The 13,520-nt window shown below is 55.9% G+C and carries 10 protein-coding genes; 8 read left to right on the top strand and 2 right to left on the bottom strand.

Going from position 1 to position 13,520, the window contains the following annotated elements; translation table 11 throughout:
* Positions 1-32: 32 nt before the first annotated feature.
* Positions 33-1,103, bottom strand: coding sequence for a 7-bladed beta-propeller protein YncE (yncE, locus tag V3W49_RS06685; RefSeq protein WP_500144489.1), 1,071 nt, complete (start codon positions 1,101-1,103; stop codon positions 33-35).
* Between the two features lie 259 nt (positions 1,104-1,362).
* Here yncE and V3W49_RS06680 point away from each other — a divergent pair, with 259 nt between their 5' ends.
* The 6 genes from V3W49_RS06680 (at position 1,363) to narI (ending at position 11,524) form a co-directional block, all read left to right on the top strand.
* Positions 1,363-2,616 carry a glycoside hydrolase family 10-like protein gene (locus V3W49_RS06680; protein WP_500144586.1) on the top strand — a complete coding sequence of 418 codons (1,254 nt, stop codon included), beginning with the start codon at positions 1,363-1,365 and terminating at the stop codon, positions 2,614-2,616.
* Positions 2,617-3,395: 779 nt separating this feature from the next.
* Complete coding sequence (locus V3W49_RS06675; protein WP_500144488.1) at positions 3,396-4,784, top strand: NarK family nitrate/nitrite MFS transporter; 1,389 nt, start codon at positions 3,396-3,398, stop codon at positions 4,782-4,784.
* Between the two features lie 86 nt (positions 4,785-4,870).
* Complete coding sequence (locus tag V3W49_RS06670) at positions 4,871-8,611, top strand: nitrate reductase subunit alpha (protein WP_500144487.1); 3,741 nt, start codon at positions 4,871-4,873, stop codon at positions 8,609-8,611.
* Entirely contained in the window at positions 8,608-10,152 is a 1,545-nt protein-coding gene (gene narH, locus V3W49_RS06665) for a nitrate reductase subunit beta (protein WP_500144486.1), read from the top strand. Before V3W49_RS06670 ends, narH begins: the two co-directional genes overlap by 4 nt.
* Positions 10,152-10,847, top strand: coding sequence for a nitrate reductase molybdenum cofactor assembly chaperone (gene narJ, locus V3W49_RS06660; protein WP_500144484.1), 696 nt, complete (start codon positions 10,152-10,154; stop codon positions 10,845-10,847). The genes narH and narJ overlap by 1 nt, the downstream gene beginning before the upstream one ends.
* Positions 10,844-11,524 carry a respiratory nitrate reductase subunit gamma gene (gene narI, locus V3W49_RS06655; protein ID WP_500144483.1) on the top strand — a complete coding sequence of 227 codons (681 nt, stop codon included), beginning with the start codon at positions 10,844-10,846 and terminating at the stop codon, positions 11,522-11,524. The genes narJ and narI overlap by 4 nt, the downstream gene beginning before the upstream one ends.
* A gap of 41 nt (positions 11,525-11,565) precedes the next feature.
* Here narI and V3W49_RS06650 read toward each other — a convergent pair whose 3' ends face one another.
* The gene (locus tag V3W49_RS06650) at positions 11,566-12,366 is read right to left on the bottom strand and encodes a transporter substrate-binding domain-containing protein (RefSeq protein ID WP_500144482.1); all 801 of its coding nucleotides are present in this window, start codon (positions 12,364-12,366) and stop codon (positions 11,566-11,568) included.
* A 174-nt stretch (positions 12,367-12,540) separates the two neighbouring features.
* Here V3W49_RS06650 and V3W49_RS06645 point away from each other — a divergent pair, with 174 nt between their 5' ends.
* Both V3W49_RS06645 and cui read left to right on the top strand, forming a co-directional pair.
* Entirely contained in the window at positions 12,541-12,789 is a 249-nt protein-coding gene (locus V3W49_RS06645; RefSeq protein ID WP_500144481.1) for a hypothetical protein, read from the top strand.
* A gap of 198 nt (positions 12,790-12,987) precedes the next feature.
* The gene (gene cui, locus V3W49_RS06640) at positions 12,988-13,512 is read left to right on the top strand and encodes a colicin immunity protein Cui (RefSeq protein ID WP_500144480.1); all 525 of its coding nucleotides are present in this window, start codon (positions 12,988-12,990) and stop codon (positions 13,510-13,512) included.
* Positions 13,513-13,520 lie beyond the last annotated feature (8 nt).

The following is a 13,520-nucleotide window of genomic DNA, read 5'->3' as shown; positions in this document are numbered from 1 at the left end:
CTTGCGGAGTAAGGAGTTTGTACATCGCTTTGTTACAGAGCGATACGGATCACATCATCCGGCGCGCTGGCCTCTTTCTGGCGGCTGGATGCCTGCTTCACGCTGACATACAGCGTTTTGCCATCGGGGGAAAGCGCCAGGCTGTTCGGGTGAGTCGGAGTCTGAATGGTTTTAGTCACCTTCAGGGTTTTGGCGTCGATCACGCTGACGCTACCCGCCTGACGGTGGGTCACGTAGATTTCGTTGCGCTGAGGATTAAACAGCACCGCCAGGGATTCCGGTACATCAACGGTATTGGTTACTTTACCGCTGCGGGTATCCACCACCAGCAGCCCTTTCGCTTTTGAGTCGGTGACGAAGGCGCGATGCCCGGCGCTATCCAGGCTGATATTCAGGAACATATGGGGCTGGCCATCGTCCAGCAGTTTGTTGCGCGACAGCACCTTGTTAGAGGCGGTATCGATGGTAATAAACTCGCCGTCGGCATTGCTGGTGTACAGGCGCTGTGCCGCGCTGTCCAGCGCCAGTCCGGTGTTCATTTTCCCCAGCCCTTCAATGGTGGCGCGCAGCTTCAGCGTGGCGCCGTCCACCACCCAGACCACGCTCTGGGGCCCCAGACCGCCGACATAAACAGTGTCTGTCGCTTCATCTACCGCCAGCTCACGCGGCGCCAGCGGGCGTACCTCTTTGCTGCGCTTGCGGGGGTCGAGCACCAGGCGCCCTTTCACTTGACCCGTTTTTGCGTCGATAGCCGTCACGGCGCTGTCGATGGTATTACCGAACCACAGGGTATGGGTTGCGTTATTAATCGCGGCGCCGAAGGGCTTCAGGTCATTATGGATAATCTGGGTGATATCCAGCGTGGCTGGATCCAGACGATAGACGATCCCGCCTTTATCAAGCGAACGACTCTGGGAGGTCGCCAGCCACATCGCCTGTCCGGAGGCGCTGAACGCCATCTCATAGGCGCCTTTGGCGACCGGTTTGCGCAACAGCTGTTCGGCGGCGCTGGCGCTCATCGCCGGAAGTGCGCAGGCAAACAGCGCGGCCCCCATCAGTAGTGCACTCAGCCGGGGCTTAATGGATCGTGAACGTAATTCCATGGTGAATCCTTTTTAAATCTTAATGTTGTTGGCAGCATCCCTGAATCTTCGGGCGTAATCGCAAGCTTCAGAGTTTGTTAATTGAGAATAATAATCATTAACCAATGTAACTGGCAATCATTTCTGATAGTTAGCCCCGTTTTTATCCGTATGGCCCGAATCAATCAGGCGCATTAGATAAAAAACCGGTAATCTGCTGCGGTTAATTGATTTTAAGGAGTTCCTGATGGCTGTACGGACAGAAATCGCGCGCTGGATAATGATAATGCTGTGCGTTGCCACGATCGCTGGCTGTTCGCATAAACCGCCCCAAAAGAAAATTCCCGTCATACCGTCCACCGAAGAGAAGGCCCCCCAGCCGATGCGCGGCGTGTGGCTGACCACCGTCTCACGGCTGGACTGGCCACCGGTGGCCTCGGTGCGGGCCGCGCCTGAGCAACGGATCGAGATGCAAAAGCGCGCCATGACGGACAAGCTGGATAACCTGGTCAGGCTTGGCATTAATACCGTCTTTTTCCAGGTGAAGCCGGATGGCGGCGCGCTTTATCGTTCGGCAATCCTCCCCTGGTCAGATGTGCTCACCGGCACGGTCGGCGAAGATCCCGGCTACGATCCTCTGGCCTTCGTGTTACAGGAAGCCCACAAGCGAGGATTAAAAGTTCACGCCTGGCTGAACCCTTATCGGGTCACAATGAACACCCGCCCCGCCACCGTCGCCGCCCTGGCTCATACCCGCTACGGTTCTCCTTCCAGCGTTTGGGTAACCCACAGAGACTGGATTCGGGTCGCCAGCGACCGCTACGTGCTGGATCCCGGCCTGCCTGAGGTTCGGGACTGGATAACCAGCGTGGTCACCGAACTGCTGGAACGCTATAACGTCGATGGCATTCAGTTCGATGACTACTTCTATTATGAAACGCCGCAGTCGCGGATGAACGACGACCAGACCTGGCGCCGCTACGGTCAGGCATACGCCGACAAGGCCAGCTGGCGACGTAATAACACCCTGCAACTGATCCGGCAGGTATCAAAAGCGATTAAGACCCTCAAACCCACAGTGGAGTTCGGTATCAGTCCGGTCGGCGTGTGGCGTAATCAGAGCGACGATCCGCGCGGCTCAGACACGCGCGGCGCCGCGGCCTATGACCAGGCAAGCGCAGATACCCGCCAGTGGGTGGAGCTGGGGCTGCTGGATTACATCGCCCCGCAGATCTACTGGCCCTTTTCCCGTAAGATTGCCCGTTACGATGAACTGGCGAGATGGTGGGCAAACGTGGTCAGGCCCACCCACACCCGGCTCTATATCGGCGTAGCGCTGTATAAAATCGGTACACCATCGCGGCTTGAACCTGAGTGGGCCATTGACGGCGGCGTACCTGAACTGAAACGCCAGCTGGATTTGAATGACAGTCTGCCGGAAATATCCGGAACCATCCTGTTTCGCGAGGATTTCCTTAATCAGCCACAAAATGCCGCCGCAGTAAACTATCTGCGTAGTCGCTGGGGCCGCTAAAAAAACGACGAAGCCTGCTTTCGGGCTTCGTTATTATTGGTTAAGTCGCCATAAAAAGTACATTCTTTCCCTTCCTGAATGCTTTAACATCCCCCATGGCAGCTTTTATACATTGCCAGAAATCAGCTCTCAGTCGCTGGATTGCTTCTGATTTGATAATTTCCCCCATTTGCATCATATGACATCAGCAAGAATCAACCTGGATGCTGTTGGTTAATCAAAATTATCTGAAAAATTAATTTATACAAAGAGAGGCGGCTACCAGATTTCTTTTTCCCTTGTTGGCCAAAGCACCAGCCGTTTCGAAGGAACTGTCCAAAAATTCCTCTCGTATCAAAAGATAACAACGCCCATCACGCTTGACAATATTAAAAATAACGACTACGGCCTTCTGTGAATAAACATAACTGCTGGCTTAACCTTCGTTCCTGGCGCCTCTGGCGCTGACCACCTAACCTCCTGTTTTACCATTTCGTTTAGCTGTAAATATTCTATTTCTGTCACCAGATTATAAATAGACATTTCATATTCGATATATTCTAAAATACATATCCATATTACTGGTAATGTCTTGACGATGATTACTTAGTCTATTTTTACAATTAGTAACAAATCCCCATCCAGGGGGCAGATGACTTTCCCTCGCGCCCGTCAGTTTTTATCTATTCTTTGAAGCGTTAACCCCGGGAAAAGAAACTGACGTAAAACCAAAAAGGATGTACGTGAGTCGGGGCGTTTTTTTGATTTTATTTTTAATACTGGTGCATGCGAGGATGACTATGTCTCAACAACGTGACAAGAATAATCCGTACCTGCTTAGCGACTGGCATCCGGAAGATGCCAGTTTCTGGGAGAAGACGGGAAAACATATTGCCCGTCGAAATTTGTGGATCTCAGTAGCCTGCCTGCTGCTTGCCTTCTGCGTCTGGATGCTGTTTAGCGCCGTCGCCGTTCATCTTAACGAGATAGGTTTTCACTTCACCACCGATCAGCTATTTATGCTAACGGCGCTGCCAGCGCTTTCCGGCGCCATTTTGCGCGTTCCCTGGTCGTTTATGGTGCCTATTTTCGGCGGCCGTTACTGGACGGTGCTGAGTACAGTGATTCTGATCGTCCCCTGCGTCTGGCTCGGTTTTGCCATTCAGAATACCGCCACCCCCTACTGGGTGTTTGTCATCATCGCGCTGCTGTGTGGCTTCGCCGGAGCCAACTTCGCCTCCAGCATGGGCAATATCAGCTTTTTTTTCCCCAAAGAGCGTCAGGGCAGCGCCCTGGGCGTTAACGGCGGTCTGGGTAATCTGGGCGTCAGCGTGATGCAACTGGTCGCGCCACTGATTATCACCCTGCCGGTGTTCGCCGTGCTCGGCGTCCACGGCGTGATGCTGGAAGATGGCTCCGACATGTGGCTGGCGAACGCCGCCTGGATCTGGGCGCCGCTGCTGCTGCTGGCAACCGTCGCCGCCTGGTTTGGCATGAACGATATCGCCAGCTCCAAAGCCTCTATCGCCGATCAACTGCCGGTGCTTAAGCGCCTTCATATGTGGCTGCTGAGCCTGCTTTATCTGGCCACTTTCGGCTCGTTTATCGGCTTTTCCGCCGGATTTGCCATGCTGGCGAAAACCCAGTTTCCGGATGTCGATATCCTCAATCTGGCCTTTTTTGGCCCCTTTCTGGGGGCGCTGGCCCGCTCCGCGGGAGGCGTACTGTCCGATAAGCTGGGCGGGGTACGGGTCACTCTGGTGAACTTTGTCTTTATGGCTATCTTCAGCGCCCTGCTGTTTTTAACGCTGCCGGGCAGCGGTTCCGGTAATTTCATCGCCTTCTACGCGGTATTTATGGGCCTGTTTCTGACCGCCGGGCTGGGCAGCGGCTCCACCTTCCAGATGATCGCCGTGATCTTTCGCCGCCTGACCATTCGTCGGGTGAAGCAGCGCGGCGGCAGCGATGAAGAAGCCCAGCGCGAAGCGGTTGCCGATACCGCCGCCGCGCTGGGCTTTATTTCCGCCATTGGCGCCATCGGCGGCTTCTTCATTCCCAAAGCCTTCGGCACCTCGCTGGCCATGACCGGCTCGCCGGTAGGGGCGATGAAGATCTTCCTGATTTTCTACATTGTCTGCGTGCTGCTGACCTGGTTGATTTATGGTCGCAAGACACTGAATACCAAGTGATATTTAATCAACGCCCCACCATGAGGGCGTAAAAATGTGAGCAGTGTAACCACAGGGAGGAGCATTTCCCTGTCAGGAGAACTAACATGAGTAAACTTCTCGACCGCTTTCGTTACTTTAAACAGAAAGGCGAGACCTTTTCCGGCGATCACGGCCAGGTGCTGAACACCAACCGCGACTGGGAAGACAGCTATCGCCAGCGCTGGCAGTTCGACAAGATTGTCCGTTCCACCCACGGCGTAAACTGTACCGGCTCCTGTAGCTGGAAAATTTACGTTAAAAACGGGCTGGTCACCTGGGAAACCCAGCAGACCGACTACCCGCGTACCCGCCCCGACCTGCCAAACCACGAACCGCGCGGCTGCCCACGCGGGGCAAGTTACTCCTGGTATCTCTACAGCGGCAACCGCCTTAAATATCCAATGATTCGCAAGCACCTGCTGGAACTGTGGCGCGAGGAGAAATCCCGTCACAGCGATCCGGTGGACGCCTGGGCCGCGATTATGGCGGACCAGGAGAAGTGCAAAAGCTATAAGCAGATGCGCGGCCGCGGAGGCTTTGTACGATCGAACTGGAAAGAGCTCAACGAACTTATCGCCGCCGCCAACGTCTGGACCATTAAAAACTATGGCCCCGATCGCGTGGCCGGTTTCTCGCCGATTCCGGCGATGTCGATGGTTTCCTACGCCGCCGGTACCCGCTATCTGTCGCTTATCGGCGGTACCTGCCTGAGCTTCTACGACTGGTACTGCGACCTGCCTCCGGCTTCGCCCATGACCTGGGGCGAGCAGACCGACGTGCCGGAATCCGCCGACTGGTATAACTCCAGCTATATCATCGCCTGGGGCTCCAACGTCCCCCAGACCCGAACTCCGGATGCCCACTTCTTTACTGAAGTGCGCTACAAGGGCACCAAAACCATCGCCATCACCCCCGACTATTCGGAAGTGGCCAAACTGTGCGACCAGTGGCTGGCGCCGAAACAGGGCACCGACAGCGCGCTGGCGATGGCCATGGGTCACGTGATTCTTAAAGAGTTCCACCTCGATAACCCCAGTGACTACTTCCTGGATTACGCCCGCCGCTATACCGATATGCCCATGCTGGTGCTGCTGGAGCCTAATGAAGCAGGCTACATGGTACCCGGCCGGATGGTGCGCGCCTCGGATCTGGTGGACGGTCTGGGGGAAGCCAATAACCCGGAATGGAAGACTGTGGCGTATAACGACGCTGGTGAACTGGTGGTGCCTAACGGCTCCATCGGCTTCCGCTGGGGCGAAAAAGGCAAATGGAATCTGGAGCCGCAGGCGGCGGGGAAAGAGACTCAATTACGTCTGAGCCTGCTGGACAACCATGATGAAGTCGCGACGGTCGGCTTCCCCTACTTCGGCGGTCTGGAAAGCCCTTACTTCCGTAGCGTGAAGCAGGAGCCGGTCACCACCCATAAGCTACCGGCCAGGCGTCTGACCCTGGCCGATGGCCGCGAATCCCTGGTGGTTTGCGTCTACGACCTGGTGCTGGCCAACTACGGCCTGGAGCGCGGCCTGGACGATGAAAACGCCAGCCGCGATTACGGCGACATCAAAGCCTATACCCCGGGCTGGGCCGAACAGATAACCGGCGTACCGCGCGCTCACACCGAGCGTATCGCCCGGGAATTCGCCGACACCGCCCACAAAACTCATGGCCGTTCGATGATTATCCTCGGCGCCGGTGTTAACCACTGGTACCACATGGATATGAACTACCGCGGCATGATCAACATGCTGGTGTTCTGCGGCTGCGTGGGCCAGACCGGCGGCGGCTGGGCGCACTATGTGGGCCAGGAGAAACTGCGCCCCCAGACCGGCTGGCTGCCGCTGGCCTTCGCCCTGGACTGGGGCCGCCCACCGCGCCATATGAACAGCACCTCGTTTTTCTACAATCACGCCAGCCAGTGGCGCTACGAGAAGCTGAGCGCCCAGGAGCTGCTGTCGCCGCTGGCGGATTCATCCCGCTACAGCGGCCATCTGATCGACTTTAACGTGCGCGCCGAACGCATGGGCTGGCTGCCTTCCGCCCCGCAATTGGGCGTTAACCCGCTCACGCTGGCGGCCAGCGCCGAAAAAGCCGGTCAGTCGGTGAAGGACTATACCGTCAACGCTCTGAAGTCCGGCGACCTGCATATGGCCTGCGAACAGCCCGATAACGGCACTAACCATCCGCGCAACCTGTTTGTCTGGCGCTCTAACCTGCTGGGATCTTCCGGTAAGGGCCACGAATATATGCTCAAATACCTGCTCGGCACCCAGAACGGGATTCAGGGCAAGGATCTGGGCAGCACCGACGGTATCAAGCCTGAAGAGATCGACTGGCGGACGCCCGCAATTGAAGGCAAACTCGACCTGCTGGTAACCCTGGACTTCAGAATGTCCAGCACCTGTCTGTTTTCGGACATCGTACTGCCCACCGCCACCTGGTATGAGAAGGACGATATGAATACCTCGGATATGCATCCGTTTATTCATCCGCTCTCTGCCGCCGTCGATCCCGCCTGGGAATCCAGGAGCGACTGGGAAATCTATAAGGGTATCGCCAAATCGTTTTCCGAGGTCTGTCAGGGCCACCTTGGCCAGGAAACCGATGTGGTACTTACGCCGCTGCAGCATGACTCCCCGGCGGAGCTGGCCCAGCCTTTTGATATTCAGGACTGGCGTAAAGGCGAATGCGATCTGATCCCCGGCAAGACCGCCCCGGGCATCACTACCGTCCAGCGCGACTACCCGGCCACTTACGAGCGCTTTACCGCGCTGGGGCCGTTAATGAACGAGCTGGGCAATGGCGGTAAAGGCATTAGCTGGAATACCGATAAAGAGGTGGAGCTGCTGGGTAAGCTTAACTACCTCAAGGCCGACGGCCCGGCCCAGGGACGCCCGAAAATTGACTCCGCCATCGACGCCGCCGAAGTCATTCTGACCCTGGCGCCGGAAACCAATGGCCAGGTCTCGGTTAAAGCCTGGCAGGCGCTGGGGGAATTCACCGGACGCGATCACACCCACCTCGCCCGCCCCAAAGAGGAGGAAAAAATTCGCTTCCGCGATATTCAGGCCCAGCCGCGTAAGATTATCTCAAGCCCCACCTGGTCAGGACTTGAAGATGAACATGTCTCCTATAACGCCGGCTACACCAACGTTCACGAACTGATCCCATGGCGCACCCTTTCCGGCCGTCAGCAGCTGTATCAGGATCACCAGTGGATGCGCGACTTCGGCGAAAGCCTGGCGGTGTATCGTCCACCTATCGATACCCGCAGCATCGACAATATGAAGGACATGAAGCCCAACGGGTTCCCGGAAAAGGCGCTGAACTTCCTGACACCGCACCAGAAATGGGGCATTCATTCCACCTACAGCGAAAACCTGCTGATGCTGACCATGTCACGCGGTGGGCCCATCGTCTGGATAAGCGAAGTGGATGCCAAAGAGCTAGGGATTGCCGATAACGACTGGATCGAAGCCTTCAACGCCAACGGCGCCCTCACCGCCCGCGCGGTGGTGAGCCAGCGCGTGCCGTCCGGTATGACCATGATGTACCACGCCCAGGAGCGCATCATGAACATCCCCGGATCGGAAATTACCGGTCTGCGCGGCGGGATCCATAACTCGGTGACCCGCGTCTGCCCGAAACCGACCCATATGATTGGCGGCTACGCCCAGTTGGCTTACGGCTTCAACTACTACGGTACCGTCGGCTCAAACCGCGATGAGTTCATCATTATCCGCAAAATGAAAAATATCGACTGGCTGGATGACGAAGGAATGAATCAGGTACAGGAGGCTAACAAATGAAAATTCGTTCTCAGGTCGGCATGGTGCTGAATCTCGATAAATGCATCGGCTGCCACACCTGCTCCGTGACCTGTAAAAACGTCTGGACCGGGCGTGAAGGCATGGAGTACGCATGGTTTAACAACGTAGAGACCAAACCGGGACTGGGCTACCCCCACGCCTGGGAGGATCAGGAAAAGTGGCACGGCGGCTGGATCCGCAAGATTAACGGCAAGCTCCAACCCAAACTCGGCGGTAAGGTCGGGGTATTAGCGAATATCTTCGCTAACCCGGTCGTGCCGCAGATAGACGACTACTACGAACCGTTCAGCTACGACTATAAAACCCTGCATTTCGCGCCGGAAGGCAAACACCTGCCCACCGCCCGCCCTCGCTCGCTGATTAGCGGCAAGCGGATGAACAAAATCGAAGGCGGCCCCAACTGGGAAGAGCTGCTGGGCGGTGAATTCGCCAAACGCGCCGCCGACTACAACTTCGAAGCCATGCAGAAAGAGATGTACGGCCAGTTCGAAAACACCTTTATGATGTATCTGCCGCGCCTGTGCGAACACTGCCTTAACCCGAGCTGTGTCGCCACCTGCCCGAGTGGCGCCATCTACAAGCGTGAAGAGGACGGCATCGTCCTGATCGATCAGGACAAGTGCCGCGGCTGGCGGATGTGCATCAGCGGCTGTCCGTACAAAAAAATCTACTTCAACTGGAAAAGCGGCAAGTCCGAGAAGTGCATCTTCTGCTACCCGCGTATCGAATCCGGCCAGCCGACGGTGTGCTCCGAAACCTGTGTGGGCCGTATCCGCTACCTTGGCGTGCTGCTCTACGACGCGGATCGCATCGAAGAGGCGGCCAGCGTAGAGAACGAGAAAGATCTCTATGAAAGCCAGCTGAGCGTCTTCCTCGATCCCAACGACCCCGAGGTGATCGAAGAGGCGCTGAAGCAAGGTATTCCACAGAACGTGATCGACGCCGCCCAGAAATCGCCGGTCTACAAAATGGCGATGGACTGGAAGCTGGCGCTGCCGCTGCATCCGGAATACCGCACCCTGCCGATGGTCTGGTACGTACCGCCACTGTCGCCTATTCAGTCGGTGGCCGATGCCGGCGGTCTGCCCCATAACGGCAACGTGCTACCGGCGGTGGAAAGCCTGCGTATTCCGGTGCAGTACCTGGCGAACCTGCTGGCGGCCGGCGATACCCAACCGGTACTGCGGGCCCTGAAGCGCATGATGGCAATGCGCCACTACAAGCGCGCCGAGACGGTGGAAGGCAAAGTCGATACCAGCGCGCTTGAGGAAGTGGATCTCAGCGTCGCCCAGGTGGAAGAGATGTACCGCTACCTGGCTATCGCCAACTACGAGGATCGCTTTGTGATCCCCACCAGCCACCGCGAACTGGCCCGGGATGCCTTTCCGGAACGCAACGGCTGCGGTTTCAGCTTTGGCGACGGCTGTCACGGCTCGGACACCAAATTTAATCTGTTTAACAGTAAACGCATCGACGCCATCGACATCAGCGAAATCAGCCATAAAGCGGAGGGCGAGTAATGCAGATTTTGAAAGCGATCGCTCTGCTGATGGAGTATCCCGATGAGCAGCTATGGCAAAGCGGTGAAGAGCTGATGCCGCTGATAGCGCAGGAAGCGCCTCAGCTCAGCGGCTTTGTCGACCAGTTGCTGTCGGCGCCGCTGCTCGATCGGCAGGCGGCCTGGGGCGAAGTGTTTGACCGGGGGTGCGCTACCTCACTGATGCTGTTCGAACATGTGCACGCCGAATCCCGGGATCGGGGCCAGGCGATGGTGGATTTAATGGCCCAGTACGAAGAAGCCGGTCTGCAGCTCGACTGCCGCGAGCTGCCGGACTATTTGCCCCTGTATCTGGAGTACCTCAGTACCCGCAGCCCCGCCGAAGCCCGTCAGGGGCTGCTGGATATTGCGCCGATTCTCGCCCTGCTCGGGGGCCGTCTGAAAGAGCGCCAGGCCCCCTGGAGCCAGCTGTTTGACGCCCTGCTGGAAATTTGCGGCAGCCCGTTAAGAAGTGACAGCGTCACTAAACAGGTGGCAGGAGAAAAGCGCGATGACACCCCGGAGGCGATGGACGCGGTCTGGGAAGAGGAACAGGTGAAATTTATTGATGACGCCGCCTCTTCCTGCGACTCCTCGCCGCAGCAACAGTATCAACGGCGCTTCAGCCAGGAGGCGGCGCCCCAGTATCTGGATCTTTCATCCGGAGGCAGAAAATGACCCAGTTCCTGAATCTGTTTTTCTACGATATCTATCCCTATATTGCCGGGACGGTGTTTCTGATCGGTAGCTGGCTGCGCTATGACTACGGTCAGTACACCTGGCGCGCCTCATCGAGCCAGATGCTGGATAAAAAAGGCTTTCGTCTTGCTTCCAACCTTTTTCATATCGGGATCCTCGGCATCTTTTTCGGCCACTTCTTTGGCATGCTGACGCCGCACTGGATGTATGAAGCCTGGCTGCCGCTGCCGGTAAAACAGCAGATGGCGATGTGGCTGGGAGGCGTGTGCGGCATTCTGACGCTGGTGGGCGGTTTGCTGCTGTTGAAGCGCCGCCTGTTCAATCCCCGGGTGCGAGCCACCTCAACCACTGCGGATATTCTGATCCTGGCGATACTGCTGATTCAGTGCGCGCTGGGGCTGACCTCGATTCACTATTCGCGCCAGTTCCCGGATGGCAGCGAAATGATGAAGCTGGTGAACTGGGCACAGCATATCGTCACCTTCCGGGGCGGCGCTTCGCAGTTTCTGGACGGCGTGGCCTGGGTCTATCGGGTGCATCTGGTGCTGGGCATGACTATCTTCCTGCTGTTCCCCTTCACCCGCCTGGTACATGTCTGGAGCGCGCCGGTGGAATACTTTACCCGCCGCTACCAGCTGGTGCGTTCGCGGCGTTAAGTAGAGATTGTTGCTCAAAGGCGCGCGTAAGGCGCGCTTTTTTACTTCTGCACCGTCGCCAGCGCTTCATTTTCCGGCATCCTTAATTGCCACTTCTTAGCCAGCTTCTCTTTATCATCGCCCTTCAGCCAGTCGTTAATTCGCGCCAGCAGTTCGCTATTGCTCTTCTGCACCATATAGACCTTATAGCTTTCGGTACCGGCGAACGGCTTGCGGGTCGCCATGCAGATTATCCCCGGTTCCCGATGGTGGTAATAATCGCCTTCAATCAGATCGGTAAACATTACGTCCGCCCGTTGGGAGCGTAGCGCCTGGAGGTTATCGACGTTATTTTTTACCCGAATCACCTGGGCATTATGGATATGCTGATTGACAAAACTTTCATTGGTGCCGCCGGGATTCACCACCACCTTCACGCCGGAGCGGTCAATCTGGCGCAGGGTGCGCAGCCAGCCGCTGCGATCGCAATTAGCAATGGCGATTTTGCCGTTAGGCACGACCGGCGATGACAGCCCAAAATCCGCTGCCCGCCCGGGCGTGGCCGTGACGCCGCCCATCGCCACATCAAATTTATCGGCGGCCAGGTCTTTCGACAGCTCAGGCCACGAGGTCAGAACAAAACTCACCTTCAACCCCAGCGCTTTACCCAGCGACCGGGCCATATCGATATCATAACCTTGTAGCGTGCCGTCATCACCATGCCAGGCCAGCGGCGCGTAGTCCCCCGGTACGCCAACCTTCAGGGTTCCGGAGTGTTCGATCGCCGCCAGGCTACGGGCCTGGGCGCCTGTGGCGGTGACAAGAAAGAGTGTAGCTATCAATGACGCGTAAACCGGTTTCATAAGGCCGTCTCAACGGGAAAAAGGTAAACAGATTGTTAACCAAAGCGCCGCTAAAGGAAAGTACCCTGTACAGCGTTACCCTTTTCGCCTGCAAACTCCGCTATCCCGGCTATGGTTAAGGTTGGGGGGCGTCTGTTCGGGACGGCCCGGAAAATCCGTATAAAAGGAGGCAACATGGCAAAGTACCAGTTCGATAATGTGGATACCGACGTCGATCTCGATGCGGAAAATCTGGCCTATGCCCTCAGCGCTGCGGTGGAGGTGCTGGCCTCCAGCATTGCCGGTACCTCACTGCAAAAGAAGCAGGAGATCCTGCGCAAGTTTGATATTGCGGTAAAAAAGAACGAAGACGAAGATTGTCATACCGAGCTGGCCTGGCTGGCCCAGTCCACCAAAGTCACCCTGCTGGGTGATGATGATTAATCTGTTAGCGCGCCGCCAGGGCGCGCTGAATTTATCACTCCAGTCCCCACGTATACCGGTGGCTAAGGAACTGATTGCGTGTTCATCCGATGTTCAACAACACGCAGCACTTCACCTTGTTATAGGTGGCCTTTCCATTCATAATACCATGCACACTCTTACCTCAGCTGACAGAGCATAAAGAAAAGGGACTTGTTTATGTCTGATAAAAATACAGATAACCGGCGGGCAAATAATATTTTATACACATCATCAGTTCTTGGCATAGTCCCTTTGTTGTTGATTTATCTTTTATATCTCTACAACCCACAATCTTCTTTACTAATCAGCATTTTTAATAGCACACAGCATATGCCGTCAATCACATCAGCTTTTAATCCGCTGATGACAAAAGTTATGGATATATACTGTAAAAGCGCGCCCTTGCTTGCGGTTTTTTTCTTTATTGTGCAGTTAAGGTACAGAAAGATAGAAAGAATAGCAGACAGAAAAAAGATTATAAAAGCATGTATATTTAGCCCTTTTTTTTATGCGTTGTATGCTTACCTGGTTTTGTGGGGCAATCTTGAATTAACTATTGCAGGAAGACCTGCAAGATATCTTTCAGAAAATAACCTCACCCTGTTGATTTTTTATTCCCTGTTGTACACTAGTACGTATTTCATGACTTTTGGTATATGTTCCTGCCCTCTGCTGGCACACAGGCTCTGGAAGGAAAGATAGCCGAAATC

The organism is Rosenbergiella sp. YN46 (assembly GCF_036620675.1).
Classification (GTDB): domain Bacteria; phylum Pseudomonadota; class Gammaproteobacteria; order Enterobacterales; family Enterobacteriaceae; genus Jejubacter.
The sequence above is the reverse complement of the archived record's forward strand: the minus strand, read 5'-3'. Positions and strand labels throughout refer to the sequence as shown.